This is a genomic window from Pseudomonas sp. HLS-6 TE3448 (assembly GCF_053629555.1).
Window position 1 is genome coordinate 3,759,657 of sequence record NZ_JBRJIO010000001.1, and the last position, 26,786, is coordinate 3,786,442.

General features: G+C 61.2%; 21 protein-coding genes. 5 read left to right on the plus strand and 16 right to left on the minus strand.

Annotated features, from left to right (window positions below):
* Positions 1-5: 5 nt before the first annotated feature.
* The 8 genes from AB7M23_RS17375 to AB7M23_RS17410 all read right to left on the minus strand — a co-directional run bounded on the left by AB7M23_RS17375 (position 6) and on the right by AB7M23_RS17410 (position 9,927).
* Positions 6-1,076 carry a lipocalin-like domain-containing protein gene (locus AB7M23_RS17375; protein ID WP_454241483.1) on the minus strand — a complete coding sequence of 357 codons (1,071 nt, stop codon included), beginning with the start codon at positions 1,074-1,076 and terminating at the stop codon, positions 6-8.
* The gene (locus tag AB7M23_RS17380) at positions 1,066-3,543 is read right to left on the minus strand and encodes an FtsX-like permease family protein (protein ID WP_454241484.1); all 2,478 of its coding nucleotides are present in this window, start codon (positions 3,541-3,543) and stop codon (positions 1,066-1,068) included. Before AB7M23_RS17380 ends, AB7M23_RS17375 begins: the two co-directional genes overlap by 11 nt.
* Positions 3,543-4,208: an ABC transporter ATP-binding protein gene (locus tag AB7M23_RS17385; RefSeq protein ID WP_454241485.1), complete on the minus strand. Its 666-nt coding sequence runs from the start codon at positions 4,206-4,208 to the stop codon at positions 3,543-3,545. The genes AB7M23_RS17380 and AB7M23_RS17385 overlap by 1 nt, the downstream gene beginning before the upstream one ends.
* An 87-nt stretch (positions 4,209-4,295) precedes the next feature.
* Positions 4,296-5,234: a copper homeostasis membrane protein CopD gene (gene copD, locus AB7M23_RS17390; protein ID WP_454241486.1), complete on the minus strand. Its 939-nt coding sequence runs from the start codon at positions 5,232-5,234 to the stop codon at positions 4,296-4,298.
* A gap of 4 nt (positions 5,235-5,238) precedes the next feature.
* The gene (gene copC, locus AB7M23_RS17395; RefSeq protein WP_065761415.1) at positions 5,239-5,622 is read right to left on the minus strand and encodes a copper homeostasis periplasmic binding protein CopC; all 384 of its coding nucleotides are present in this window, start codon (positions 5,620-5,622) and stop codon (positions 5,239-5,241) included.
* A 68-nt stretch (positions 5,623-5,690) separates the two neighbouring features.
* On the minus strand, positions 5,691-6,605 hold the full coding sequence (locus tag AB7M23_RS17400) for a copper resistance protein B (RefSeq protein WP_454241487.1): 915 nt from the start codon (positions 6,603-6,605) through the stop codon (positions 5,691-5,693).
* Between the two features lie 9 nt (positions 6,606-6,614).
* Entirely contained in the window at positions 6,615-8,423 is a 1,809-nt protein-coding gene (locus AB7M23_RS17405) for a copper resistance system multicopper oxidase (RefSeq protein ID WP_454241488.1), read from the minus strand.
* 151 nt (positions 8,424-8,574) lie between these two features.
* Positions 8,575-9,927: a methyl-accepting chemotaxis protein gene (locus AB7M23_RS17410; protein ID WP_454241489.1), complete on the minus strand. Its 1,353-nt coding sequence runs from the start codon at positions 9,925-9,927 to the stop codon at positions 8,575-8,577.
* A gap of 336 nt (positions 9,928-10,263) precedes the next feature.
* Here AB7M23_RS17410 and thpR point away from each other — a divergent pair, with 336 nt between their 5' ends.
* Positions 10,264-10,809 carry an RNA 2',3'-cyclic phosphodiesterase gene (gene thpR, locus AB7M23_RS17415; protein WP_454241490.1) on the plus strand — a complete coding sequence of 182 codons (546 nt, stop codon included), beginning with the start codon at positions 10,264-10,266 and terminating at the stop codon, positions 10,807-10,809.
* A gap of 1 nt (position 10,810) precedes the next feature.
* Here thpR and AB7M23_RS17420 read toward each other — a convergent pair whose 3' ends face one another.
* Positions 10,811-11,629: an AraC family transcriptional regulator gene (locus AB7M23_RS17420; protein WP_454241491.1), complete on the minus strand. Its 819-nt coding sequence runs from the start codon at positions 11,627-11,629 to the stop codon at positions 10,811-10,813.
* Between the two features lie 92 nt (positions 11,630-11,721).
* On the opposite strand from AB7M23_RS17420, the gene AB7M23_RS17425 reads away from it, so the two are divergent.
* Both AB7M23_RS17425 and AB7M23_RS17430 read left to right on the plus strand, forming a co-directional pair.
* Entirely contained in the window at positions 11,722-12,687 is a 966-nt protein-coding gene (locus AB7M23_RS17425; protein WP_454241492.1) for a bile acid:sodium symporter family protein, read from the plus strand.
* A gap of 102 nt (positions 12,688-12,789) precedes the next feature.
* Positions 12,790-13,791, plus strand: a complete 1,002-nt coding sequence (locus AB7M23_RS17430; protein WP_454241493.1) for a formylglycine-generating enzyme family protein — start codon at positions 12,790-12,792, stop codon at positions 13,789-13,791.
* A gap of 49 nt (positions 13,792-13,840) precedes the next feature.
* Here AB7M23_RS17430 and AB7M23_RS17435 read toward each other — a convergent pair whose 3' ends face one another.
* The 3 genes from AB7M23_RS17435 to AB7M23_RS17445 form a co-directional block, all read right to left on the minus strand.
* The gene (locus AB7M23_RS17435; RefSeq protein WP_454241494.1) at positions 13,841-16,342 is read right to left on the minus strand and encodes a LysM peptidoglycan-binding domain-containing protein; all 2,502 of its coding nucleotides are present in this window, start codon (positions 16,340-16,342) and stop codon (positions 13,841-13,843) included.
* A 248-nt stretch (positions 16,343-16,590) separates the two neighbouring features.
* Positions 16,591-17,637 carry a class I SAM-dependent methyltransferase gene (locus tag AB7M23_RS17440; protein WP_099774708.1) on the minus strand — a complete coding sequence of 349 codons (1,047 nt, stop codon included), beginning with the start codon at positions 17,635-17,637 and terminating at the stop codon, positions 16,591-16,593.
* A gap of 143 nt (positions 17,638-17,780) precedes the next feature.
* A complete protein-coding gene (locus AB7M23_RS17445) occupies positions 17,781-18,392 on the minus strand; it encodes an eCIS core domain-containing protein (RefSeq protein WP_083199920.1) in 612 nt (203 codons plus the stop codon).
* 395 nt (positions 18,393-18,787) lie between these two features.
* Between AB7M23_RS17445 and AB7M23_RS17450 the strand changes: the two genes are divergently transcribed.
* Entirely contained in the window at positions 18,788-19,981 is a 1,194-nt protein-coding gene (locus AB7M23_RS17450) for a sugar transporter (protein ID WP_065761935.1), read from the plus strand.
* A gap of 6 nt (positions 19,982-19,987) precedes the next feature.
* Here AB7M23_RS17450 and AB7M23_RS17455 read toward each other — a convergent pair whose 3' ends face one another.
* The 4 genes from AB7M23_RS17455 to hydA form a co-directional block, all read right to left on the minus strand.
* On the minus strand, positions 19,988-20,374 hold the full coding sequence (locus AB7M23_RS17455; protein WP_454241495.1) for a DUF2784 domain-containing protein: 387 nt from the start codon (positions 20,372-20,374) through the stop codon (positions 19,988-19,990).
* 162 nt (positions 20,375-20,536) lie between these two features.
* Positions 20,537-21,811: an NAD-dependent dihydropyrimidine dehydrogenase subunit PreA gene (gene preA / locus AB7M23_RS17460; protein WP_454241496.1), complete on the minus strand. Its 1,275-nt coding sequence runs from the start codon at positions 21,809-21,811 to the stop codon at positions 20,537-20,539.
* Positions 21,812-23,179 carry an NAD(P)-dependent oxidoreductase gene (locus tag AB7M23_RS17465; RefSeq protein WP_454241497.1) on the minus strand — a complete coding sequence of 456 codons (1,368 nt, stop codon included), beginning with the start codon at positions 23,177-23,179 and terminating at the stop codon, positions 21,812-21,814.
* 66 nt (positions 23,180-23,245) lie between these two features.
* On the minus strand, positions 23,246-24,685 hold the full coding sequence (gene hydA, locus AB7M23_RS17470; protein WP_330522644.1) for a dihydropyrimidinase: 1,440 nt from the start codon (positions 24,683-24,685) through the stop codon (positions 23,246-23,248).
* Positions 24,686-25,273: 588 nt separating this feature from the next.
* On the opposite strand from hydA, the gene AB7M23_RS17475 reads away from it, so the two are divergent.
* Positions 25,274-26,761 carry an NCS1 family nucleobase:cation symporter-1 gene (locus AB7M23_RS17475; protein WP_454241498.1) on the plus strand — a complete coding sequence of 496 codons (1,488 nt, stop codon included), beginning with the start codon at positions 25,274-25,276 and terminating at the stop codon, positions 26,759-26,761.
* Positions 26,762-26,786: the final 25 nt, after the last annotated feature.

Genomic DNA, 26,786 nt, shown 5'->3' on the forward strand with positions numbered 1-26,786 from the left:
CGTCGTCAGTAGCCGGTCATCTCCAGGTAACCACGCCCGGTATTGCTGCCCAGCAGTTGCACCGGGCCTTCCCAGTAGGCAACGGTAGTACCCATCCAGGCATGGGGTTGCAGGGCCGCGACCTGTACGTCCAGGTTGTGCGTGGCGACTTGCAAGCGCCAGCGAGTGGGGAGCTGCTTGCCGTTGTCCTGGCGCGTCCAGGCTTGCGGGTCGAGCTGGATTTGCTCGCTTCGCAACGGCTCGGCGTGGCCGTCGGGGCTGATCCAGGTACCTGCTCGATAGGGCTGGCCGTCGCGTTGGCGCACCTGGAACAGCATCAGCTTGGCGCCGTTTTCCAGGTGCAGCGAGAACCAGTCCCACCCCTGTTGTGTGTTGCTCAGCGGCTGGCTGCTCCATTCCCGGTCGAGCCAGGCGCGTCCCGTGACCGGGTAGCGTTGGCCGTTGCGCTCAACCTCGCCACTGACCTGATAAAACGGTTGGCTGTAGTAGTACGACGCTTGGCCCTGGCCAGACTTCTCGCTGTAGCCGCGGTCGCCATGCAGCACCAGCGGCCCTTGGCTGATCAGTTGCAGGCGATAGCTGAAGCCGTTGCCGGTAGCGCGCATCTGCAACTGGTCAAGCCCTTGGCCTGCCGTGCTGGCCAGTGACCAGTCGTCGATCCAGGCACGGAAGGGGGACGCGTCGACACCCGCCTGGCCGATGCCGCCACGGGCAAGGGTCTGGCTGTATTGATGGCTGGACGCGCTGCTCAGCGCGGCGTGCCCCAGCCACACGGTCGGGCTGGACCAGCCGGGTACCTCGGCGCCTGGGCGCAAGGCGGAGCGGAACAGTGTCCATTGCACACCCCAGTCATGTCCTTGCTCGTCGGTGAGATTGGCCGTGACGTACCACCACTCGATGCGGTAGCCCGCATGGGCGCCGTGGTCAGCAGGAAAGCTCAGCGCTTGTCCACGCACCACCGGTGTGTAGGTCGCAGTTGCCTGGCCAAGCCCGGCAAAGCCTTCAGTCGCTGGCGGGGCCTTGTCGCACCCGCTCAGCAGCAGGGCACAGGCGATAATCCGGACCTTACGCTTCATCGGCGAATTGCCTCAACAGGTCAGCCGGTTGGCTACGCAGCAGTTGCCACAACGGCCCGATGGCCGCCAACAGGCTGGTCAGCAGGCCCAGTACAACCAACTGCAGCAGTTGTGATGGAAACACCTGCAACGGCAGCCGCCAGCCAAAGGCCTGCACATTGACCACAGCAACCAGGCACCAGGCCAGTAACAGCCCCAAGGGGATTGCCAGCAACACCGTCAGGCCGGCCAGCATCAAGGTTTGCCCCAGGCTCAACCAGGCCAGCGTGCGCCGCTCGACACCCAGCGCCCACAGCGGGGCCAACTGCCCGAGGCGGCTCTGGCCAAGGGTCAGCAGGCTGATGAACAGCGCCACTCCGGCGACCGCCAGGGTCAGGCTGTTGAGCGCAGCGGTGGCGACGAAGGTGCGCTCGAAGACCTCGCGGGACCAGCGTTTGAGGGACGCCTGATCGGTCAGTTGGTTGCTGTCCAGGGCAAACTGCTGTTGCAGCTGCGCCATCAAAGGCGCTACCTGCTGCGTGGCCAGGCGCACGCTCAGGGCGTAGAAATCTGCCTCGGGCCAGTAGCGCTGCAACCAATCGGCACTGACCAGCAGGTGCCCCTTCGGGTTGCCATAGTCGGCATACACCCCGACAACCCTGAGGCTGGGCGCTGCAGCCGGGGCAGGCAGTGACAGGCGATCACCCAGGCTCAGGTGAAGGTGGCGGGCCAGTTGTTCGCTGAGCATCACGCCCTGGCCGGTGGCCAGTTGTCGCCAGGCGTCATCATGTTGCTCAAGTAGCGTCCAGTGCTGCGGGTAGTAAGGGTGATCGGTGATGCCAAAGAGCTGAGCGGGCCACCCCTGCAGGCGCAGTTCTACGCGCCATCGCGGCAGCACGGCTTCGACCTGCGGCTGGGCAGTCAGCCAGTCATTGATCGCCTGCGCTTGTGCAGTATCGCGTGGGCTCAGGTAAAGCTCGGCGGCAAGACGCTGGTCGAGCCAGCTCATGAAGGTCTTGCGAAAGCCTTCGGTCATGCTGCCCACGCCCACACTGGCGCTCAAGGCCAACAGCAGCGCCATCAGGGCAAGGGCCAGCGCCGGTAGCTGTTGGCGGCTGTCAGCAATGAACCAGTGCGCCAGCGGCCGCTGACAGTAGCGTGCGAGCAGCAGCAACGCTGCGTCGAGCAAGGCCGGTAGTAGCAGAGCGGCGGCCAGCAACAAGGCGGTGATCATCACAAAGGCGATACGCAGGCTGTCACCGAACCGCCAGCAGGCCAAGGCCAGCAGCGCCAGGCCAACCGCCAACAGGACCTGGCGGCGCAACCAGAGGTTTTGTGCCGCCTGCCACGCGTGTGGTTGTGCCAGGGCCAGCAGTGGCAGGCGAGCTGCGCGCAACAGGCTGTTTGCTCCGGCCAAGAGTGCACCGAGCAGGCTGATGGTCAGGCCTGTCAGCCACCATGTGGGTGACAGGCTCAGTTGCCCGGCCACCTGCACACCGTAGAGGCCGCGCAGGCTGGCAGCGACGTCATCCAGCAGCAAGGCCGCCAGCAGGTAGCCGCTGAGCACGCCGGCCAGACCGCCCAACAGGGCAAACAGACCAAGCTCAAGTGCCAGTGCGCTGACCAGTGCGGCGAGGCTTACGCCGCAGGCGCGTAAGGTGCGTAACAGGCTGCGGCGTTGCTCCAGGGCCAGGCCAATGGCGGCGTGCACGATAAACAGGCCGACCAGGAACGCCAGCAGGCCAAGGGCGCTGAGGTTCAGGTGGAAACTCTCGGTCAGGCGCTGCAGGTCCTGTGCGTCGCTTGAAGTGTGCAGTTGCAACGTGCCAGCCAGGTTGGCCGGCAGGCGCGGTGCGCTATCGGCGAAGGCCGCTGGCATCAGCAGCCGTGAAACCTGCCCTGGCGCTTTCAGCAGTGTTTGCGCGTAGCCAATATCGACAACGATTACCCCAGGGGCCAATTGCCCCTGCACGTGCAGGGGCGGCAGGTATTGACCATCTTCGGTCTGCACCTGGGCGCCCGGTTTCAGGCCAAGGCGTTGCAAGGTGTCTGGGCCGACCCAGGCTTGCCCGGGCGGGCCAATGAAGCCGCCAAGGTCGAGTCCTTCGTTGGCTTGCCCGGCGATGGCTGATCCCTGGGGCAGGGTGAGCGGTTCGATTCCGATCAGCCACACGTTAAGCGCGGCATCACCCACAAGGTTCAGGCGGCCTTCGAGCAGCGGAGAGACGGGCCAGCCCTCACGGCGCAGCGCAACATATACCGCTTGGCCGATGTGCGGGCCTTGGCGTGGTGCCCAATATGCCTGCGCCACGCCGCCGAGTACGGCGCTGGCCCGGGCGTAGTCGGCCCGTGCCTGGGTATTGAGTGCCTGTACGCCGGCCCATAGTGCGGTAGCCAGCCAGAGCCCGGTGAAAATGCTGAAGCACTGCAGCGGGTGGCGCCGCCAGTGGCTGAGCAGGGCCTGGAGGCTGATCCTCAGGCTGCTCATTACACCGCCTGGGGCTGGACACGGCCCAGGTGCAGATAGCATTGCCGGGACAGTCGGGCAGCCAGGCGTGGGCTGTGGGTGACCATCAACAGGCTGCTGCCGGCCTCGCCGACCAGCCGCAGGAGCAGCTCGAGTACTGTGTCGCTGCTGGCTTCGTCGAGGCTGCCCGTCGGTTCGTCGGCCAGCATCAGCGAGGGCTTTGCTGCCAGCGCGCGGCCAATGGCCAGGCGTTGCTGTTGGCCACCGGAGAGTTGTTCGGGGTAACGCTCAAGCAAGGGGCGCAGCCCCAGTTGTTCGGCCAGGTAGGTGGCCCAGGCGGTGTCGTGACGCTCTGCCAGGCGCGCTTGAAAGGTCAGGTTCGCGGCCACATCAAGGCTGCTGATCAAGTTGTACTGTTGGAACACCAGGCCAATGCCGAGCCGTCGCCAGCGTGCCAGCTCCGCTTCCCGACGCCCTTGAAGCGGTGTGCCATCAATCAGAATGTGCCCGCTGTCGGCCCGCTCCAGGCCTGCGATCAGGTGCAGCAGGGTGCTCTTGCCGCTGCCGGACTCGCCCATCAACGCCATGCTCGTCCCGTTGGGCAGGTGCAGGTCTACGCCCCGCAGAACCGGCAGTGTGCCTTGGGCGGTGGTGAAGGACTTGTACAGGTTTTCGACCTTTAGCATGGGTAGCACACTTGCACGGGGAGCACCTGAGTAGGGTAGGCCATCCGCTGGATGCTTTCGAGGCGTCCACCTCAAACCCGGATCAGCCTAGCCGCTGGGCAGCTCCACCTCCGGGCTAAGGGTACCCAGCCAGGCCACCAGGCCAAGAACGATCACAGCTACCGATAGCTCCAGGACCATGCTGCGCCGCAAGGCGTTGATAGCACTTTGGTAATGGCCGGTCTGTAGCGAGGTTTCCAGCAGTGGGCTCAATTGGAAACGATTCAGTGCGGCAAACACCAGCATGCCGGCAAACAGTATGAGTTTGAGCGACAGCAACCCACCGTATGTGCTGTTTGTCAGCGGTTCCAACGTCATCCCGACGATCAGCAGGTAGTTGACGACGCCGGTGAACACCAGCACAACCACGATCAATGTCCCTGTGACTTCAAAACCCCTGAGCGCCTGGGCCAGTGCCCGCAGTTGCTGGTTTGCTGTGGGGTGATTGGCCTTAAGCAACCAGGCAAAGGCGAACAATGCTCCCAGCCAGCCACCTGCGGCCAGCAGGTGCGCAATATCGCTGGTGAAATGCAGGTAGCGCCTGTAACCATCGTCCATGGCACCGTGTCCGCTCCAGGCCAGGGTTGCCAGGGCCACTGCGCCACACAGCATCACCAGCCACTGGCCCACGGGTGAGTCGCGCCCTACGCCGAGGGCTACGAGGGTCGCGAGGGTTAGCGCGCCGATGCGCAGCCACCACATGTGCCCGGCATCGGTTTCCATCAGTACCATCTGCAGCATGTGCGGGTGCAGTTCAGTGAAATCTGAGGCGCCACTCATCGTTTTCGTCAGTTGCAGTATGCCGAGGGCCGACAACAGCACACCCAACACGGCGCCAGTGGCAAGCAGTGCGCTGAAGCGCGCTGCCGAGCTTTCGGCCACAACCTGCGTCGCAGGGCTGTACAGGCGAAAGGCTGCCAGCCCAAAGAGCAGCATCAGGTCGATGCAGAGCACCAGACGCAAGGCGATGTTGAGCAGGTCATCCATGCTCTCAGTTCACCGTGAAGGTAACAGCACCGGTAATAGGGTGGGTGTCGGAAGACACGGCTCGCCATTCGACCTTGTAGGTGCCCGCACTGAGCGGCGCTGCCGGCGTGATGAGCATGGCTTTCGGGTCACTGCTGCCACTGACCGCGGCTTTGACGGCCATCGGGGCGTGCGCCATACCCTGCATGCCGGTCATCATCAGCTTCGCGCCTGAGAATTGCGTCACCAGGTTCTCGGAAAAGTGCAGTTCGATTTTCGCCGGTGAGGCGACAGTGGCGCCCTCTGCCGGGCTGGAGGAGAGCAGCTTGGGATGTGCTTGCGCGCTGAGGCTAAGGAACAGACCGGCGCTGAGTGCGGCAGCGACGCTGAGTGTTTTCAGAGGGGACATGCAAGGCTCCTGACGGCCCGGGCCGTGGTTGGGTTAGTGTGTGGTGGGCTTCAAGGGGGGGCCGCTGTTCAGAACCACATGCGCACGCCCATCACCAAGCGTGCCTCGCTGCGGTCTTCACCGTCGTCAAGGGCGTAATCGGCGGTCTTGCCATACGTACGATTCCAGGTAACGCCAATGTAAGGTGCAAACTCTCGACGGATTTCATAGCGCAGCCTCAGGCCTACCTCGGTATTGGCCAATCCGGAGCCTGTAGCCCGTTGCGGGTCGTTTTTGCCGTAGAGGTTCAGTTCAGCCGTTGGCTGCAGGATCAGGCGGTTGGTGAGCAATACGTCGTACTCACCTTCAAGTCGAGCGGCCGTTTGACCGTTCTCGCCCACGTAGGCGGTTGCCCTCGTTTCGAGGTCATACAGGGGCATGCCTTGCACCCCCAGTGCTGCCCAGGTCTGCGGATCTCCTGGCTTGAAGTCCTGACGTATCCCGCTGACGACGTCCCACCAAGGGCCGATGGCATGCGCCCAAAGCGCCTGCAGTTCGGCCTTTTCGGTGACACCGTTGCTGCGCTCACCTTCGGAGCGTACCCACAAACGGTTCAGGTCGGTGCCAATCCAGCCGTTCACATCCCAGTTGAGTACGGCGCCATTGTCCGCGTCCTGCCATTCGAGTTTATCGATCAGCACCTTTGAGTTGATCGCGTCATCATGCATTTGATGGCCGCCCGCGCTCTCGAAGACGGCTGCGCGATCAGCGTCCGTGAGCACCGGAATCGGTGTGCGACTTTCCTGCGTTGGACTTGGGGCCATGCCCTGCATCGGGCTGTAATCCATACCCTGCATCGGGCTGTAATCCATACCCTGCATCTGGGAAGGGTCCATGCCTTGCATCGACTGTTCCTGCGCCACCGCCACAGGGAGGTGCAATAGCCCCAGGCTGAAAGCCACGAGGCTTGTGCGCAACGGTTTCGCGGTTTTTTCGATGTTCATGCCATTCTCCTACTCATCTACCCGTACTTCGCGGAACATGCCCATTTCCATGTGGTACATGAGATGGCAGTGATAGGCCCATCGACCCAGTGCATCGGCGGTGACGCGGTAACTGCGCTTGGTGCCGGGTGGCATGTCTATCGTATGTTTGCGAACCATGAAATTGCCGTTTTCATCTTCCAGATCGCTCCACATGCCGTGCAGGTGTATCGGGTGCGTCATCATGGTGTCGTTGACCAGGACAATACGGATTCGCTCCCCGTACTTGAGCCGAATCGGCCCGGCATCGGCGAACTTGATGCCGTCGAACGACCACGAGAACTTCTCCATGTGGCCGGTCAGGTGCAAGGTGATCGTGCGGCTCGGTTCGCGGCCATCGGGGTCCTGGAAGGTGCTCTTTAGGTCAGCGTAGGTCAGTACGCGTCGGCCATTGTTTCTCAGGCCCATGCCGGGATCACTGAGCTTGGGGGCCGGGGCCATGGTTTGCATGTCTACCAGTGGATTATCGGTTTCAGAGGCTGGGTGGCGCTCCATTCCACTCATCGCGCTCATGTCATGCATGCTGTGCTCAGGCGTTGTGCCTGGCTGGCCATGGTCCATGCTCTGCATGCCATCCATGGTTTGCAGGCCGTCCATGCTCTGCATAGCCCCTTGGTCCATGTTGGTCATATCGCCATGGTCCATGCTCCCATGGTCCATACCGCCCATGCCCATGTCGCTCATGCTGATCTGCGGCCGTGGGTCAAGCGTTGGCACAGGAGCACTCAGCCCTTCGCGTACGGCGAGTGTGCCCCTGGCAAAGCCGGTGCGGTCCATTGATTGGGCAAAGAGGGTATAGGCCTCCAGGGTCGGTTCGACGAGCACGTCATAGGTTTCGGCCACGGCAATACGTAACTCATCGACACTTACCGGCGTGACGTATTGGCCGTCTGCTGCGACGACGGTCATTTTCAGGCCGGGAATGCGCAGGTCGAAGTAGCTCATGGCCGAGCCGTTGATAATCCGCAGCCGTAGCCGCTCACCTGGTTTGAACAGGCCGGTCCAGTTAGCGTCGGGAGCGTGACCATTGAGCAGGTAGGTGTAGGTGGCCGCACTGATGTCGGCAAGATCGGTGGGGTTCATCTTCATCTGTGCCCACATCTTTCGATCGGCTACAGTGGCGGCCCAGCCGTTCTTGCCGACATCATCAATAAAGTCACCGACGGTACGCTTGTGGTAGTTGTAGTAGTCAGACTGCTTCTTCAGCTTTTTCATGACGTGCGTCGGGTTTTCGTCTGTCCAGTCCGACAACATCACCACATAGTCGCGGTCGTAGCTGAATGGCTCGGGTTCCTTCGCGTCTATGACCAGAGGCCCATAGACACCAACCTGCTCCTGAAACCCGGAATGGCTGTGGTACCAGTAGGTGCCGTTCTGTTTGACCTTGAACTGGTACACATACACACCACCCGGCTCGATACCGTGGAAGCTCAGGCCGGGTACGCCGTCCATGTTCACCGGCAGGATGATTCCGTGCCAATGAATCGAGGTGTTTTCTTTCAGACGGTTCCTGACTCGCAGGGCGACCGTATCACCTTCACGCCAGCGCAGTAGCGGCCCTGGCAGGCTGCCATTGATCGTCATGGCGGTACGTGGCGTACCGGTGAAGTTAACGCCCATTTCACCAATGGCCAGATCGAAGTCGTTGCCGGTCAGTACATTCGGCTGGCCAGGGCTGGCAATCGCCCATACTGGCGTGCGCCACAGGCCGCAGCCTGCCAGCAATCCGCCTGCGGCCAGGGCTTTGACAAAGGTGCGTCTGGAGGTCGTGGAAGACATGCCTGTGGTGTCCCGTCAGTCAGAATCTCTCGATTGGAGAGAACGTGTTATCTCAGGGCGGGAGGCATTTTTGCGGATGCCAGGCGCTATGGACATTACGATGCCACAGCGCAATCGGGCAGGTGATTACATTTCAGTCAGGTTGGCTGATTCAGGGCAGGGTACCCTTCGCCCCCTGATTGCTCTCGAGGATATCCGAGAAGCGGCCAATGGCCTCGACCACCTGTTTGGCACCCACGTGAATCGCCTGCATGGCAGCGCCTGCTTCCTCTGCGAGTGCCAGGCCTTGTTCAGCCTTGAGGGTGCTGTCGTGCATGCTTTTGACTGCTTGCTGGGCAAGCGCCTGACTGCGCGCTACCACCTCGCCGATTTCAAGGGTGGAGGTACTGGTGCGTGTCGCCAGGTTGCGTACTTCGTCGGCCACCACTGCAAAACCGCGGCCTTGTTCACCGGCACGTGCCGCTTCGATGGCTGCATTGAGCGCCAACAGGTTGGTTTGCTCGGCAATGGCGCGAATGGCGCCAACAATGCTGCCAATTTCTTCGGACAGCTGGCTCAGGGCATTGATGCTGTCGGCGGCCTCCCGAAGCTCCTCGGCAATGTCCTGTACCCGGCTGACCGCCTGAGCAACCACGGCCGTCCCCTGACTGGCGTGTTCATTGGTTTCACGCGAGGTTTCGAAGGCCAGCATCGCCGCCTGTGACTCGGACCGGCGCTGCTCGATTCTCTCGGTGATGTCGCTCGCCAGTTTCATGACCCCGTACAACTTGCCGTCGACGTCATAGAGCGGGTTATAGGTAGCCTGCAGCCAGACGTGTCGGCCTTGCCTGGCTACGCGCTGGAACAGCCCCGAACGCGGTTCACCTCGGCACAAGCCCAGCCAGAAATCTTTATAGGCGGCGCCGTGCACTTCACTGGGCAGGCAGAAGGTGCTGTGGTGTTTGCCACGAATCTCTTCCAGGCGGTATCCCATGGTCTTCAGGAAGTTATCGTTGGCGTTCACCACCTTGCCCTGCAGGTCGAACTCGATCACTGCCATCGAGCGATTCACCGCATCCATTACGCTGGCGTGCATCTGGTTGCGCAGCGTACCTTCGGTGATGTCGGAGGCCACTTTGATGACTTTTTCAACCTGGCCATTGGCGCCGCGAACCGGCAGATAAGTGGCCTCCAGCCAGACCGCTCGCCCCGTGCTCGACAGGCGCTGGAACTCACCACTGACAGGCTCGCCTTGTTGCAGGCGGCGCCAGAGTGCCGCGTATTGCGGGCTGTTGGCATACTCGTTGGTGCAGAACAGGCGGTGATGGCGGCCCATGAGGGCGCTCAGGGAGTACCCCATCAGGGTGAGGAACAACGGGTTCGCATCGAGAATTTCACCGCTAGTGCTGAATTCGATGATTGCCATCGACCCGCGCAGGGCCTCGTGTTCGGCGTTCCGCTCGGCCAGGCGCTGCTGGCAGGCATCCAGGGCGTTTTTCAGAAGGGTGGATTTACGTGTGAACATGCCGGGAGTTCCAGAGAGAAGCGTAGCGTGAGAGTCGCAGAAGGCAATTTGATACTGTCGTACCATTGTGCACCAAATACTTGTACATAAGTAATTTTATGTACAAGTATTTTGGGGTGAGGTGCCTGGCTGCACCAGGCAGTCATGTGGTGAGTCACACCCGTGCCATGTGCTGGCCACGCGCAGCAGCAAGCATCTGCGTGGGCCACTGGTATTGAATCCGAAAGGTTTTGACTCGTAAATTGAGCTTTAGGCGTAGGCTTTAAAGGGGTATTGCACGCGCAGGTGTTCTGCTTTTCTAGCCAGTCACAGGGCTCTGCCGAGAGGGAGGCGTGTATGCGCAACGAATCGCGTGAGCCGGGTGAACCCGTCAAGCGCCTGTTTTTCGCCTTGCCTTGTGCGCAGGCACAACGTCGAGCCATTGCTCAATGGCGCGGTGCTCTCCACGTGGACAGCGGGCGCCCGGTGCCGGTCGACAATTTCCACGTCACGTTGTTATTTCTTGGTGCCGTTGCGGTAACGCAGGTTCCTGCCCTCTGTGCGGCGGCTGCGACTGTTGCGCGAGCAGGCCAGCACTTGACAGTGCCACTTGATCGCCTGGAGGTGTGGCGTCAGTCCCGTGTGCTCTTGCTGACTTCCGTGCAGACGCCGCTGCTGCTGCGTCAACTGGTCTATGCCCTGCGGGAAGCCATGTTGCCGTTGGGCTTCACTGAGTTGCCCAAGGATTTCCGGCCGCACCTGACACTGATGCGCGACTACCGTACTGCCGTCCCGGAAAGCAGTGCGCCGCCGGACTTTCATTTGAATGCCGGCCATTTCACGTTGTTCGAGTCCCATAGAGGCCAATATCGACCTGTGGGCGAGTGGCGTTTAGGTGGCTAGCTCAGGGTACTGCCACGGCCTTGGTGTTGCCTCGCAGCCACTCGCCGGGTGATCTGCCGAACTGCTGACCGAAAGCCGCAATGAATGCTGACAACGACTCGTAACCGCACGCCAGCGCCACATCGGTCACGCGGTCGCCACGCTCCAGTGCCGGTAGCGCACTCAGCATACGCAGCCGCTGACGCCAGGCACGAAAGGTCAGGCCCGTCTCGCGTCGGAACACTCGGCTGAGGGTTTTCTCCGAAACGCCCAGCTGGAAAGCCCAGGTCGCGAGCCCTGTTGCATCGTCGGGGTGCTCCTGCAAGCGCTGGCACAAACCACGCAGTCGTTTATCGCCGGGCAGCGGTAAACGCATGTCTTGCTCAGGCGCGCTGGCGAGTTGATCCAGCAATACCTGCACCAGACGACCATCGGCGCCGTGTTGTTCGTAGTCCACCGGTAGGGCGCTGAAGGTGGAGATCAGTTCGCGTAGCAGCGGGTTGATGCCCAGTACGCGGCAGTCGGTGGTACGCCTGCAGTTGGCAGCCTGGTCCAGGTACAGGCTGCGAATACAGGTGCCCGACGTGCAGGTCACCCGATGCACGGTATTGGCGGGTATCCATACCGCGCGGTGTGGCGGTACGACGTAGAACGCGTGTTCGGTATGCACTTCCAACACGCCACTGATGGCATGGGACAACTGCGCCCACGGGTGGCGATGGGCGTAGCCGAGCGCAATGTTGGGTAATGCGTGTGCATGGCCGTACACCGGACGCGGCAGCCGCTTGAGCGCGGCGAGGCGTTGTGTGGGGCGTATTGCGTGTTGTCCGTTTGGCGACACTGGCAGCGTTCTGGCGTTAGTCGTAATGGGCCACAGACCGTATCGTCTCGCCCGGCAAGCTTCAAGCCTAACCTCATTTGCCAGGACGCCCGATGAAGTCGTTACGTGTGTTGTTCGATAATTTCACCCTTGCGCTGCTCGCAGTGATCCTCGTCGCCACGCTGTTGCCATGCGAAGGGCAGGGTGCCTTGGTGTTTGGTGTGTTGACCAACCTGGCAATCGCCCTGCTGTTCTTTCTGCACGGGGCCAAGCTTTCCCGCGCGGCGGTCGTGGCCGGGGCAGGGCACTGGCGTCTGCACCTGCTGGTGTTTGGGTGCACCTTCGTGATGTTCCCGCTGCTGGGGCTGGCACTCAAACCGCTGTTCCTGCCACTGGTTGGCGATGAGCTGTACCTGGGCGTGCTGTACCTCTGTGCTTTGCCTGCGACGGTGCAGTCGGCCATCGCCTTTACCGCACTGGCCCGTGGCAATATTCCGGCGGCAATCTGCAGCGCCGCCGCATCGAGCTTGCTGGGTATCGTACTGACGCCTGTGCTGGTGGTGCTGTTGATGGGGGTGGAGGGCGAGGGGGCTTCCAGCCTCGATGCGCTGTTGAAGATTGTTCTGCAACTGCTGGTGCCCTTCGTGGCCGGGCAACTGGCCCGACGCTGGATTGGCGCCTGGGTCATGCGTAACGCTGCGTGGCTGAAAAGCGTGGACCAGGGCTCGATTTTGCTGGTGGTCTATACCGCCTTCAGCGATGCGGTGGTCAGCGGGCTCTGGCAGTCCGTCGCGTTCTCACGACTGTTGGGCCTGACGGTGGCGTGTTGCGTACTGCTGGCCGTAGTGCTGTGGTGCACCCAGGCATTGGGCCGTTGGCTGGGCTTCAACCTGGAGGATCGCATCACCATCCTCTTTGCCGGCTCAAAGAAAAGCATGGCCACCGGTGTGCCAATGGCTCAGGTTTTGTTTGCCGGGGGTGGCATTGGCGCGGTAATCCTGCCGCTGATGATCTTTCACCAGATCCAGTTGATGGTTTGCGCGGTCTTGGCACAACGTTATGCGCGTCGCGTGGGTTGATACGGGTCGAGTTGTTGATTTCAGAACGGTCCTACAGCCAGCCGGCAGGTGGATCTGCTAGCGTCCAAGCTTTTCGGGCTATCGACCCATGGGGATACTGCTGTGCTCTGCCTGCCCACTGTTCGCTTGCTGTTTCCCGCTGCGGTTCTGCTGCTGACCGGCTGCCAGGCCCAATCCCTGCCATTGCCCAAGAGCGAAAAACTCTCTGCAGAAAAAGTCGCGCAGATCGCGACGACCATCGACCAGACCTACCCGAAGCTGTCCACCGACATACGCACCCAACTGCTCAATACCGTGGTGCAGTCGCTGGACAATATGGTGTTTGTCGAAGGCGGCGAGTTTCAGATGGGGGATTTTGGCTGGAAGTGTGACTATGACCCCAGCAATATGTGCGAATGGCCGTGTGGGGTTGAGCCAGAGCGGTTGTGCCCGATCAGCTTTCGTAACAATGACGACTTTGTTCATCCGGTAAAGCTGAGCAGCTACTATCTTTCAAAATTCCAGACCACGATACGCGATTTCGATCTGTTTTTTATTGCTCAAGGCAAGCCGCTGTATGACGCAGAAGATCGTAAGCGTGAGGACATACAGTTCCTGTACACACCCAATAATCCTGCACCGCCCAAAAGCTGGGATGAAGCCAAGGATTACTGCAATTGGCTGGGCAAGCTGAGTGGTTACCCAGTCGATTTACCCAGCGAAGCACAGTGGGAATATGCTGCTCGCAACCGTGGTCAGTATGTTTTTTTTGCTACCGATAACGGTGGTTTGGACTATGGGCGAAATTTTCCTCACCCCAATGAAACGCGCACCTTTGCTGTAGACCGTTTTGTACCCAACCCCCTGGGTATTTATAACCTCTCTGGCAACGCCGTTGACTGGGTTAATGACTGGTATGGTGCGGATTACTATCATCACTCCCCGGTGGAAAATCCAACCGGCCCAGAAACGGGAACACTGCGTGTACATAGAGGCTCAACCTATGCCGAAGGGCCGCTACTTTCTGCGAGTACGGTTCGGCGCTGGGCTGATGAGCCTGTAAAAAGCCGATACTTGCCCGGTTTTGGCTTCCGCTGCTCCATACAGTCCGATCAGCCACTCTGAGTAAGTAGCAGACAAGGGCGTAATCATCCGCCCTTGTCACTTTCAGTGCTTACGCTAGCCCTGTGAACCTGCCGCTGCGTTGCGCAGCCAATAGAATGTCCTGCTTGGTGCTAAAAGAGCTCGGCGACCAGGCCATGCGCTCCTCACTGCGTCCGGCTTTCGGACTGACGGCTAGCCCATCAATAAAGCGATTGAAGAAGCGTTGCTCGCGGGCATCGAGTAGCGAGTTGATTCGTGCCAGACTCTCCATGGCATTTACCTTTTGGGCTTTGGGATCGCAGTGTTCCAACACCTCGATAAACTGTCGCCAAGTGCGCACAGCTGAAAGCAGCATAATCAATGCACGCTCCCGACGCTCGTTAAAGCTCCAAACCAAGCTCTCTGACAACAGGTGGACCATGGGACCCATTGTCTCGGGCGGTAGCAGACTCAGGGGAATACGTTGCCCACCTATCCATACAGCGTGATACTTAAGTAAGTGGTCTGTCAGCCGTTCTGCTTCCAGCTTGGTCGCATTTCTTTTATTCCACCAAGCAGCCATTTCATACAAGCTTTCATGAAGTATTCTCTGGCTCTCATCTATAGGGTGACTAGCGACCTTAAATAGCCCTGCTACCAAGTAACTGAATGCTTCGTCAGTCACCCCCAGCAAATACCGGTAATCCACCTCTGCCAATGCTTTGCAAAACAGCAGGACCAGTTTTCCGACCAGTTCCACATCAACTACGGTAGTGAAACCGCCTCCTGCCCCTGGTCCCAGTACCAGCGAGCCACTGCAGCGGATAGCCACACGCCTTTCGGCAATCTCGATCCCAAACTCACCACTGGCGCCAATGCCTGCGGCAAAGTTCCCCTCCGCTTTGATCTGCGCCAGATTCACCCAGTTGCTGTTGGCATTCGCCTGCCCGGGCTCGATGTTGCCTGTGCCTTGCAGGTCGGGTTCGATCCATTGAAAGCTGCCGGTCAAGGCGCCTCCGGTTTGGGCGCCGGCAAACGCAGTGCCTTTGACCCCGATGTAGCCGCTTTTGCCGACGTCCAGGGTTGGCGTGCCGAGCAAGGCCGTTGCGCCCGCGGGCTGTTCGCGGGGTTTGTACTGTGTCTTTGTTGCCGCTTCCCCCTGTAATTGGGTGCCCACAAAGCAACTCAGCTCCAGCCGGCCACTCAGGCGGAACACGCCCAGGGGGTGGCGCACGGTCTTACCCTCGCCGTTGCGGTAGGTGATGCTGGCCAGGTAGCCGCCCTGGCTGGGGAAGTAGCTGTTGAAGGACACCGCGGCGTCGGCCAGGGAAAATTCGGCCGTGCCCTTGACCCCGACATCGATCAGCCCCTGCGCCGGGTTCCAGCTGTTGATGCCGGCACTGGCGCTGGCGGCGAAGCGCAAGGCCTGGGCGTCGGCCGAGACGGCGTAGCGGGCCGCGTCGGTGGCGTTGGAAGTCCAGGAGACTTCCTGGTGCAAGGTATTGAGCAGGTTGTCCTTGTCACTGCTCCACGAGGCCAGCTTGGCCTCCAGGCTACCCAGTGGCCCTGATTTGCGGGCGGTGCTGATCGCCGACTGAATATCCTTGATCAGTTCACCGGCCAACTGCTTGTTGAAGGGTTTACCAGCCAGAATCCGTGTACTGACATGCCCTTTCCAGTCGATGCGCTGGTGGAACGACGTGCGGATGTAGTGGCGACGGCTAGGGTCGCTGAACAGGATCAATTCCACCACATGAATACCGGTGCGCTGCTGATGCCCTTGTTCTGTTCTGCGCTCACGGCCTTTGCCGTGTTTGAGGTCGGGCATGGCCGCCGTGGAGCGGGTGCTGCTGGCTTCGGCTTCGCCCTTGCGCTGGGCAGCCAACTGCGTGCGCAGTTCGGTGATTTGCGCGTCGATATCCTGCACTTTCCGTTGCTGCAGTTGTTCCCAGTTGCTTTCGCGGCGGTTGCCCGAGAACAGGCTGGGCTTATAGCGTTGGTACCAGTCGCGGGCTTCCTGCAGCGTATAGAGTTGCCCGGACAAATCTTCCTCGGTCGTCGGCGCTGGTGTGCTCGGCTCAGCAGGTTCGACCGGCGCCTCACGGGTGAGCACGCCTGCGGCTTCGGCCTTGAGCGTCCAGTCCTCTTTGACGCAACGGGTGCAACTGCACGCGGCATAAGGCACTTCGATGCGGGCGCAGTGGCTGACAGGCTGGGCGGCTGCCAGCGTTTCGTGCAGTTCGTCCATCAGTTCACGAACGAAGGCGACTTCCTGTTTCAGGGCCTTGGCCTGCGGGGCGGTCAACACGCACAGGTGCGGCGAGCCTGTCACATGAACCACATCGACCAGTTCTTCCTGGCATTCGGTTCGGCCTTTAATGGAAAGGCAGGTCTGGCTGTCCGCGTGCATGCGCGGGGGCAACCGCGGACGCGAAGGCGTAGCAGGCAGGTTCAGTTGCCAGCCCACCTTGATCACATCGGGATCCTTGATGATGGGGTTGAGCGCCAGTACCTCTGGCACGCTAGACCCATTCTGCTGGGCGATGAGCACCAGCGTGTCGCCGGCTTTGACGGTGTAGGTGTTAACCAGCATCTGTTTGTCGTCCTTGTACGTTAGCGGCCCTCATGGCCAAGCCGCAGCCCTGAGTGCGCATAGCGATGAAGGTTGGGACGCTAACAAATGCCTATGAAAACCAATGTAGGACCATTCCTAGCGCTGCGACATCTCTATCCGAAAAATCGAGCACGTCATCTGGACTGTCTCCCGTGTAAGCGGCAGCATTGCCGGCGATACACCGATCGCCAGCAATGCCGACTACTACCGCTCTGCGTTCGCAGCCCTTACACACGGGCTTCCAGGATCAGGTTGAAGGGGGTTTCCGTTGCGCGGCGGAACCGGCTGAATCCCGCCTCGTTGAACACCTTGCGCAAGCGTGCCTCTCCGGCCTGCGCACCCAGGCCCAGGCCGACCTCCTGGGACAAGGAGTTGGGCGTGCAGATAAAGGTCGAGGCGGCGTAGAACAGCCGGCCCACCGGGTTGCTGTTCTCTTCCAGGGTGTCGTTGGCGTAGGGCTCGACCAGCAACACGGTGCCGTCCGGTTTCAGTGTTGCCCGGGCATGCCGGGCAGCCCCCACGGGGTCGCCCATGTCATGCAGGCAGTCGAAGTAGCAGATCAGGTCGTAGTCCGCACCGGGATAGTCCTTGGCGCTGGCCTGTATGAACTGCACGCGATCCTCTACACCGCCTTCCACCGCGCGCTGTGTTGCCGTGGCAATGGACGGTGCGTGGTAGTCAAAGCCGGTAAACCGCGACGCCGGGAAGGCCTGGGCCATGATCACGGTCGAGGCGCCATGCCCGCAGCCGACATCGGCCACCTTGGCGCCTGCACGCAATTTTTCGACGACGCCGTCCAGCGCGGGCAGCCACTCCGCGACCAGGTGCGCACGGTAGCCGGGCCTGAAGAAGCGCTCGGTGCCGCTGAACATGCAGGCGTGGTGCTCGCCCCATGGCAGGGCACCGTTGCCACGCATGGCTTTTACCAGCTTGTCCTTGTCGTGGAACAACGCTGAAATCACCACGGCGCCACCGGCGACGTACACCGGCGAGTCCTCTATCGCCAGGGCCATGGCCTGCTCTTCAGGCAGGCGGAACTGGCCCTCGGCATACTCCATGTAGCCTGACGCCGCTTGAGCACTCAACCATTCGCGCAGCAACCGGGCATTGCAACCGGTTTTGCTGGCCAGCGCTTCAGGGGTGGTGGGTTGGCTGTCGGCCATGGCCCGATACAGGCCCAGCTCTTCGCCAAGAATTACGTTGGCAAGCATTGCAGCGGCTCCCATGTCGGTCACCAGCTTGCCCATGAAGTCATTCAGTTTGGCCTCGTCCATGGTGTGTACTCCTTTCAGAAGACCACTATCAACGCAGGCACCGACCAGGTCGGTGACCTCCGGCCGTTACATCTGGGGGGAGGCTTTAAGTATAGTTCCGCACCGTAGTGACGGTGATCCGTTCGGCTCGCGCCCCGTGCTGGCTAGGAGCCGTGTTTGCCGAGCGCCTTGGCGACATCGGCCTGGATCTTGTAGGCCGGCGCTTCCACCGCGTCGTAATCACGGGTGTAGCGAGCGGCAAAGTCATCGACGCCCCATTGCTGGTACTGCTGCACATGCTTGAGCTCATGGGCCCATAGGGCGACGTTGTTCAGGGCGTCCTGCTCATGGCGGAAGACGATGATGTCCATCAAGGTCACGGCATTCACGTCGGGGTTTTGCAGCATGGCATTGGCGGCGTTCAGCTCCTGGGTATCGCCGACCTTGTAGCGGGCGCTGTCGAGGACCTGGAAGTCGTAGTAGGGTTCAAGTTGCACACGGATGTTCAGCGGAATCGGCTGAACATCACCCGCAGCGGCTGAATTGCGCGACTGCTTGATCCATCCGGCAAGGCCGGTAGCCGCAATTTGGCCGACTTGCGCAAAGACGGTACCGATCTCTGTTTGGCTGACCGGCGCGCAGAAGCAGCTGCCCATGCACACCTGGTACTGGCCGGTGGGGCATTGTGTGGTGGCGCCAGAGGCGAGCAGGGGGCTGCACAGGGTAATGCTCAGGGCCATCGAACGGCCCAGTGTACGCAAGGAAGCGGCTGGCATGAGGGGTCTGGAACCAAGGCTGATCGGCAATAAGGGCGGTGGATTCTAGCGACTGTTCGACCATTGAGAAGGCGGTAAGTTGCGTTGTCGGCCCGCAGTTATCACCTGTGTTCGCGGAGGCCTGGGGCCCGCGTTCCATGGCGCTGCCGACGGCCGTGTTGTTCAGCGCAGGGGGGCGGCGTAGAATCCCGGGCATCAGGCCGCACCCTCCATACTCATAATGATCTGTTGACTGCTCGCTTTACCCAGGGCTGCGCCCTTGGGTGGCGATAGCCTGCGCAGGTCTTTTGCGTATGAATTTGAGTTTCGAGTGCCCGTACAGGTACCGGGTTGGTTCTAGACCAGCCCGGCAGCGGCCCCTGTAGGCGGTGTGCTCCCAGAGCGTTGCCCATCTTTTGACAAATACACCCACGGATACGCGTGCCGGTAGTTGGTTGAGCGTGATTGCGCTGGCCCTGGCGGCTTTTATTTTCAACACCACCGAGTTCGTTCCGGTCGGCCTGCTGAGCGCCATCGGCGCGAGCTTTGAACTGTCGACCGCTCAGGTCGGCCTGATGCTGACGGTCTATGCCTGGGTCGTATCGTTGACCTCGCTGCCGATGATGCTGCTTACGCGCAATATCGAGCGGCGCAAGCTGCTGGTTCTGCTGTTTGTCCTGTTCATTGCCAGCCATGTGCTGTCCAGCATGGCCTGGAGCTTTGGCATGTTGCTGCTCAGCCGCATCGGTATTGCGTTGGCGCACGCTGTGTTCTGGTCGATCACCGCCTCGCTGGCCGTGCGCGTGGCGCCGCCGGGCAAGCAGGTGCAGGCACTCGGCCTGCTGGCGACCGGCACAACACTGGCGATGGTGTTGGGCATTCCGCTCGGGCGGGTGGTGGGCGAGGCGCTGGGTTGGCGGATGACCTTCATGGCGATTGCCGGGGTGTCCGGGTTAACCATGCTGTGCCTGGCCAAGTCCTTGCCGTTGCTGCCCAGCCAGAATTCCGGCTCGCTGCGAAGCCTGCCGGTGCTGTTCAAGCGGCCGGCGCTGGTGTCGCTCTATGTGCTGACCGCAATGGTGATTACCGCCCAGTTTACCGCTTACAGTTACATCGAGCCGTTTGTCGACGTCGTGGCGGCCATGAGCGGCGAGGTGACCACCTTGCTGTTATTGCTGTTCGGTGGTGCGGGGTTGTTCGGTTCGTTGCTGTTCAGCCGCTACAACAACCGCTTCCCTCGCGGTTTGCTGATGGCCTCAATCGCTGCACTGGCGCTGTGCCTGGCGCTGTTGTTGCCCCTCTCCGGTGGGGTATTGGCGCTGGGCGCGCTGTGCGTACTGTGGGGTGTGGCCATCATGTGTTTCGGGCTGGTGATGCAGGCCAAAGTGCTGAACCTGGCGCCGGATGCCACCGACGTGGCGATGTCGCTGCATTCGGCGATCTACAACATCGGTATCGGTGGTGGAGCCTTGCTCGGTAGCGTGGTGATCAGCCACGTGGGTGTGGCTCACATCGGCGTCGTCGGTGGTCTGCTGGCCGGGGCTGCACTGTTGGTGTGCGTGGTGACCACCTACCGCTACAGCGCGCCGGCCAAGGTTGTTTCGCAGTAGAGTGGCTCAGTAGCTGTTGCGTACTCGCCGGGTAGTACGCCAGTGGGTCAATACCCACCAGTAGACCAGGCCGTTGACCAGCAGCACCACGGCACACAGTACGATCTGGATCGAGGCGGTCAGCCCGGCCGGGTAGATCAACGGCCAGACATAGTGCTCAATAAACCCGCCGCTGTAGCCCGAACTGCCGGCGGCCTGGCGCAAGGTGTTTTCCCAGGCGGTCAGCGGGCAGGTCAAATGAAAGCCTTCGACCGCTGCGCCCCAGGCAATGGCCGGCACGTGGCACCAGATCAGCGGGCGCCACTTGAGCACCAGCAGTCCGCCAAAGAGCACAAAAAGAATGAACAGCAGATGAAACAGCACCAAACCATCGGCGCCCAGACGGTACAACATGATCACTCCTGAATCGGCTTACGGTCCCTGTTACGCAGCAGGATAATCCAGCTGCCATTACGGGCCGCAGTTTTATTTTAACGGGGTCGCTGGGGCTGCGCCGGTTAACATGAGTGACGGCCAGCCGCGGCTGCGGCTGGCCCCTGGTCGCTGAGAAGCCCCTCAAGGTGCTACGTGATAGGGGTTACGCGGGTCATGCTGCCAATCGAGGAAGGGTTTGCCGTTATCCTGCGCGACCATCTCGATACAACCCTGCACCGGGCAGGTGATCTGGCACAGGTTGCAGCCTACGCATTCGGCGTCGATCACCTCGTAGCGGTGACTGCCATCGGGCTGTTTCAGGCTGGCGATGGCCTGGTGCGAGGTGTCTTCGCAAGCGATATGGCAGCGACCGCAGCCGATGCAGGCCTGTTGGTCGATCCTGGCGATGACCTGGTAGTTGATGTCCAGGTACTTCCAGTCGGTGGTGTGGCCGACGGCCCGCCCGCTGAAATCCTGCAACGTGTGATAACCCTGGCTGTCCATCCAGCGTGAAAGGCCGTCCTTCATCGCTTCGACGATTCGAAAGCCGTGCAGCATGGCGGCGGTGCAGACCTGTACCGAACCACAGCCCAGCGCGATGAACTCGGCCGCATCGCGCCAACTGCCGATACCACCGATGCCGCTGATCGGCAGGCCCTGGGTGGCCGGGTCTCGGGCGATTTCGGCAACCATGTTCAGGGCAATCGGTTTCACCGCCGAACCGCAGTAACCGCCATGGGTACTCTGATTCCCGACAATGGGCAGGGCGACCATGCGCTCCAGGTCGACACTGGTGATGGAGTTGATGGTGTTGATCAATGACACCGCGTCAGCGCCGCCACGGTAGGCCGCACGTGCCGACTGGCGGATATCGGTGATGTTCGGCGTGAGTTTGACGATCACTGGCAGCTTGCTGTAAGTCTTGCACCAGCGGGTAACCTGCTCGACGTACTCCGGCACCTGGCCGACTGCCGCCCCCATGCCACGCTCAGGCATGCCGTGGGGGCAACCGAAGTTGAGCTCGATACCGTCAGCGCCGGTGGCTTCCACCAGCGGCAGGATGGCTTTCCAGGATGCCTCGACACAGGGCACCATCAACGACACGATCAGGGCGCGGTCGGGCCAGTCCTTTTTGACCTGGGTGATTTCGCGCAAGTTGATGTCCAGTGAGCGGTCGGTAATCAACTCGATGTTGTTGATCCCGATAACCTCGCGGTTGGCGCCATAGTGCGCCGAGTAACGTGAGGACACGTTGACCGCAGCCGGGTCTTCGCCAAGGGTCTTCCAGACCACGCCACCCCAGCCGGCCTCAAACGCACGGACCACGTTGTAGGCCTTGTCGGTGGGCGGGGCGGAGGCCAGCCAGAAAGGGTTAGGCGCTTTGATGCCCGCGAATTCGATCGACAGGTCTGCCATTTATGCGGCCTCCACGTGGTTCATCAGTTGGGCATGAATGGCCTGGGCTGCCAGCTTTCCGTGCTGCACGGCCTGGACGGTGAGGTCCTGCCCGAGTTGGGTACAGTCACCACCGGCATACACACCGGGGAGACTGGTGCGCATCTGTTCATCGACGCGAATGCGGTCGCCGTCGCGGGCCAGGAGTTGCCCGCTGGCGTCGTTCAGGGCGTGTTCATCGAAGGTCTGGCCGATGGCCTTGAAGATGGCATCGGCGGCCAGTTCGAAGGTTTCCCCGGTAGGCTGCAGGCGACCTTCGTCCAGGTGGGTACGAGCAAAGCGCATGCCGCGCACCCGACCCTGTTCATCCAGCAGGACTTCGTCGGGTTGTGCCCAGGTCAGCAGACGCACCTGATTGGCCTTGGCGATGTCCTGTTCATGTGCCGTTGCGCCCATGTCCGGGTAGCCACGGCGGTACACCAGGTTGACCTCACGAGCACCCAGGCGGGCCATCTGCACGGCCATGTCGATGGCGGTATTGCCGGCACCGAGCACGATGCAGCGCTCGGCCACTGGCAGTTGGCTCAGGTCGTCGGCCTGGCGTAGTTCGCAGATGTAGTCGGTGGCGGCGAGCAACCCCGGCGCGTTTTCGTTGGCCAGGCCGAGTTGACGGCTGGCGTTCAGGCCAAGGCCAAGGAACACCGCATCGAACTGTTGGCGCAGATCCGACAGGCTCAGGTTGTCGCCCAGTACCTGACCATGGCGTATTTCAATGCCGCCAATCTGCAGCACGAACGCCAGTTCGCGCTGGGCGAAGTCGTCGACCAGCTTGTACTTGGCGATCCCGTACTCGTTCAGCCCTCCGGCCTTGGGCCGTGCCTCGAAGATCACCACGTCGTGGCCATGCCAGGCCAGCCGATGGGCACAGGCCAACCCGGCCGGGCCGGCACCGACCACCGCGACGCGCTTGCCGGTAACGGGCGCGCGCTGGAAAGGGTGGGCGTCGAAGTCAGCGTGGTCCAGGGCGTAGCGCTGCAGCGCGCCGATCAGCACGGGTGCGCATTCCTGATGATGGTTGCGCACGCAGGCTTGCTCGCACAGCACCTCAGTCGGGCAGACCCGCGCGCAGCTGCCACCGAGGATGTTGGCCGAGAGAATTTTCTCGGCCGCGCCCTGGAGGTTGTCCTGATGAATGTTGCGGATAAAGGCGGGGATGTCGATTTCGCTGGGGCAGGCGTTGACGCACGGCGCATCGTAGCAATACAGGCAGCGTGCGCTTTCCAGCGCAGCCTGGCGGGCATTGAGCGGCGGCGCCAGGTCGCTGAAGCGCTCGGCCAGGGTGGCGTTATCGACGCCGGGGCGGGGGAGGTGATTCAAGGAGTCGATCACGGTGGTGGCCTCTGTTCTGATTGTTAGAGTCACTACGACCTGTGGAGCAGCGTCACGGCCTTGCTTTCAGCGTTTCACGGCGCTCGGCTTATGCAATTCGGCACGCTTGCTCAACAGGTCGAATACCGCAGGGTAGGCGGGCCGTTCGAGGTAGCGCCCGGCACCGCGCTCGGCGCGCAAGTCACCGTTGGCCCAGACCACGCGGCCTTGGCTGATGGTGTGGCTGGGTATGCCGCGCACGGTCTTGCCTTCGAAAATGTTGAAGTCGACGTTCTGGTGATGGGTCTTGGCCGAAATGGTCCGCGTGCCCTCCGGGTCCCAGAGCACCAGGTCGGCATCGGCGCCGACGCGCAGGGCACCCTTGCGCGGGAAGAGGTTGAAGATCTTCGCGGTGTTGGTCGAGGTCAGGGCGACGAAGTCGTGCACCGACAGTTTGCCGCTGTTGACCCCTTCATCCCAAAGCACGGCCATGCGGTCTTCAATGCCGGCCGTGCCATTGGGGATCTTGCTGAAATCGTTGCGCCCGGCGGCTTTCTGCTCGGCGCAGAAGCAGCAATGGTCGGTGGCGGTGGTGTGCAGGTTGCCTGATTGCAGGCCTTGCCACAGCGCCTGTTGGTGGCCGATTGGGCGGAACGGTGGGCTCATTACGTAGCCGGCGGCCGTCTGCCAGTCCGGGTGGCGGTAGACACTGTCATCCAGCAGCAGGTGCCCGGCCAGGACCTCGCCGTACACTGGCTGGCCCTTGGCCCGGGCGTAGCTGATTTCGTCGAGTGCCTCGCGGGTCGAGACATGCACCAGGTACAACGGCGTACCGAGGGTTTCGGCGATACGGATCGCGCGGCTGGCCGCCTCACCTTCGACCTGCGATGGCCGCGACAAGGGATGCGCCTCGGGGCCGGTGAGGCCCTGGGCCAGAAGCTTGCGTTGCAGGTGGTAGACCAGTTCGCCATTCTCGGCATGTACGGTAGGCACCGCGCCCAGTTCCAGGCAGCGCTCGAAACTGGCTACCAGGGTATCGTCGGCGGCCATGATCGCGTTCTTGTAGGCCATGAAGTGCTTGAAACTGTTCACACCGTGCTGTTGAACCAGTTCGCCCATTTCCTCCCGTACCTGTTCGCTCCACCAGGTGATTGCGACATGGAAGCCGTAGTCGGCGGCGGACTTCTCGGCCCAGCCACGCCACTGGTGGAAGGCTTCGAGCAGCGACTGCTGCGGGTTGGGAATGACGAAATCGATGATTGACGTGGTGCCACCGGCGAGGCCAGCGGCGGTGCCGCTGAAAAAGTCCTCGCTGGCCACGGTGCCCATGAAGGGCAATTGCATGTGGGTGTGCGGGTCGATGCCGCCCGGCATCAGGTACTGGCCGCTGCCGTCGAGTACCTCGCAGCCAGTGGGGACCTCGAGGTTGTCGCCAATGGCCTTGATCAGGCCGTCGGCGCAGAGCACATCAGCCCTGTATCGCTCTTCATGGGTAATCAGGGTGGCGCCACGGATCAACAACGTCATAGCGAAGCTCCTCACAGGCTTGACCGGTGTTCCGGTTCTACGTTTTGTGCCACGGGACGCTGCTGGCAGAATCCTGCCACTGCTGTCAGAAATTGAATCTAGTTGTGCTTTTTCGATTGGGCAAGAATATTTCTAATAAGCTTATTCCTAATTCAAGCTACTGATTTTTAAGGATAAAAAAACAAAATCAACAAATTGGTGCAGGCGCTCACCAAATTGACGCACTTGACAGAAAGCCGAAATGGTCAAGATTTCTCATGGGAAATCAGCGGTTTGACCGGGACAGGTGCGGGCCTATGGCAATCACCCAAAAATATTCCCTGCACCCCTTTGGTTCCCCAGGGGCGTACCTGCGTCAGGTGACCGTGAACCCAGTCGCCGCCGGGGTGCGTCCATCGGTGCTGTCGGTGCCGGGAAAGCGGCGTTGTACGCCGGTTTCAACACAATCGCAGCCGCCGTCGCCTGTTTCGGCACGCTTATTGTTTGCCGCCGCTGTGCGTTGGCCGGAGCCGCGATTGTTCAATGCAAGTGCAAGAACTCCAGCCATCGTCACGATGTGCAGACAATCAGAACAACAGTGGAGCGGCCATGCAGCAGATCAAATCGCAAGTGAGCGAACGCGACGGCTTGTTCGAGCTCGACGCCGGCAGTGATGTTCTCGAGAGCCCCCGGTACAACCACGATATTGCGCCGACCAAAGTCCACGAGCGCACCTGGAACAAATGGCATATCACTGCGCTGTGGGTCGGCATGTCGATCTGCGTGCCAACCTACACACTGGGCGGTGTGTTGACCGCCTACTTCGGTCTGACGGTTGGGGAGGCGTTGCTGGCGATCCTGCTGGCAAACGTCGTGGTGCTGGTACCACTGACACTCAATGCCTTTCCCGGGACCAAATACGGCATCCCTTTTCCGGTGTTGTTGCGCTCTTCATTCGGCATCATCGGCTCCAACGTGCCGTGCCTGATCCGTGCCTTGGTGGCGTGTGGCTGGTTTGGCATCCAGACGATGTTCGGCGGCCTGGCTATCCACCTGTTTTTTGGCGCGATCTCGCCCGAATGGAAAGCCTTGGGCGGCACCGGTGAGGTTATCGGCTTTCTGCTGTTCTGGACCTTGAACCTATGGGTGGTGTTGCGCGGTGCCGAGTCGATCAAATGGCTGGAAACCCTCTCGGCTCCATTGCTGGTGCTGGTGGGGGCTGGGTTGCTGTTCTGGGCCTTGCCGAACGTTTCCATCAGCGAACTGATGGCGCAACCGCCGAAACGCCCGGAAGGCGCGAGCGTGACCGGTTACTTTCTCGCCGGACTGACAGCCATGGTCGGTTTCTGGGCCACCTTGTCGCTGAACATCCCTGACTTCAGCCGCTACGCGAAAAGCCAGAAGGACCAGATCGTCGGGCAGATCATCGGTTTGCCGCTGACCATGTTCCTCTTCGCCGCCCTGGGGGTTGTACTGACGGCCGCATCGGCATCGCTGGTAGGGGAAACGGTGTCTGACCCGGTCAGCCTGATCGGGCACATCCAGAACCCGCTGTGGGTTGCCTTGGCGATGGCCCTGATCATCATCGCCACGCTGTCGACCAACACGGCTGCAAACATTGTTTCGCCGACCAACGACTTCCAGAACCTGGCGCCAAAATGGATCGGCCGTACCAGTGCCGTCATGCTGACCGGCGTGGTCGGGCTGTTGCTGATGGCCCATGAGTTGCTGAAAAAGCTCGGCCTGATCGTCTCTGAGGTAAGCCTGGAGTCGGTCTATTCCAACTGGCTGCTGGGGTACTCCAGCCTGCTGGGGCCGATTGCCGGAATCATGGTGGTGGACTATTTCCTGATTCGTCGGCAGACCCTGGACCTGGCTGGCCTCTACCGCGACGACGTGTATCCCGCCTGGAACCTGGCCGGTTTCGTCGCCTTCGGTGTGCCGGTGGCCCTGACCCTGTTGTCGCTAGGCAGCACGGCGTTCAGTTGGTTCTATGATTACGGCTGGTTTACCGGTTCGGCCTTGGGTGGGCTGATCTACTACATGCTTGGCAGCTTCAAGGCTTACCGCGCTGCGAGCGTCAAAGCCAGCGTTTAAACCCTCAGGCCCGTGGAGGCCCGTT

What these genes read in the sequence shown, in the direction of transcription:
- AB7M23_RS17435 (WP_454241494.1), bottom strand. Translation starts at nt 16,342, where the DNA reads ATGCTGGTTAACACCTACACCGTCAAAGCCGGCGACACGCTGGTGCTC.
- AB7M23_RS17475 (WP_454241498.1), top strand. Translation starts at nt 25,274, where the DNA reads ATGCAGCAGATCAAATCGCAAGTGAGCGAACGCGACGGCTTGTTCGAG.
- AB7M23_RS17385 (WP_454241485.1), bottom strand. Translation starts at nt 4,208, where the DNA reads ATGCTAAAGGTCGAAAACCTGTACAAGTCCTTCACCACCGCCCAAGGC.
- AB7M23_RS17425 (WP_454241492.1), top strand. Translation starts at nt 11,722, where the DNA reads ATGAAGTCGTTACGTGTGTTGTTCGATAATTTCACCCTTGCGCTGCTC.
- copC (WP_065761415.1), bottom strand. Translation starts at nt 5,622, where the DNA reads ATGTCCCCTCTGAAAACACTCAGCGTCGCTGCCGCACTCAGCGCCGGT.
- AB7M23_RS17405 (WP_454241488.1), bottom strand. Translation starts at nt 8,423, where the DNA reads ATGTCTTCCACGACCTCCAGACGCACCTTTGTCAAAGCCCTGGCCGCA.
- AB7M23_RS17455 (WP_454241495.1), bottom strand. Translation starts at nt 20,374, where the DNA reads ATGTTGTACCGTCTGGGCGCCGATGGTTTGGTGCTGTTTCATCTGCTG.
- AB7M23_RS17410 (WP_454241489.1), bottom strand. Translation starts at nt 9,927, where the DNA reads ATGTTCACACGTAAATCCACCCTTCTGAAAAACGCCCTGGATGCCTGC.
- preA (WP_454241496.1), bottom strand. Translation starts at nt 21,811, where the DNA reads ATGGCAGACCTGTCGATCGAATTCGCGGGCATCAAAGCGCCTAACCCT.
- thpR (WP_454241490.1), top strand. Translation starts at nt 10,264, where the DNA reads ATGCGCAACGAATCGCGTGAGCCGGGTGAACCCGTCAAGCGCCTGTTT.
- hydA (WP_330522644.1), bottom strand. Translation starts at nt 24,685, where the DNA reads ATGACGTTGTTGATCCGTGGCGCCACCCTGATTACCCATGAAGAGCGA.
- copD (WP_454241486.1), bottom strand. Translation starts at nt 5,234, where the DNA reads ATGGATGACCTGCTCAACATCGCCTTGCGTCTGGTGCTCTGCATCGAC.
- AB7M23_RS17400 (WP_454241487.1), bottom strand. Translation starts at nt 6,605, where the DNA reads ATGAACATCGAAAAAACCGCGAAACCGTTGCGCACAAGCCTCGTGGCT.
- AB7M23_RS17445 (WP_083199920.1), bottom strand. Translation starts at nt 18,392, where the DNA reads ATGCCAGCCGCTTCCTTGCGTACACTGGGCCGTTCGATGGCCCTGAGC.
- AB7M23_RS17440 (WP_099774708.1), bottom strand. Translation starts at nt 17,637, where the DNA reads ATGGACGAGGCCAAACTGAATGACTTCATGGGCAAGCTGGTGACCGAC.
- AB7M23_RS17375 (WP_454241483.1), bottom strand. Translation starts at nt 1,076, where the DNA reads ATGAAGCGTAAGGTCCGGATTATCGCCTGTGCCCTGCTGCTGAGCGGG.
- AB7M23_RS17380 (WP_454241484.1), bottom strand. Translation starts at nt 3,543, where the DNA reads ATGAGCAGCCTGAGGATCAGCCTCCAGGCCCTGCTCAGCCACTGGCGG.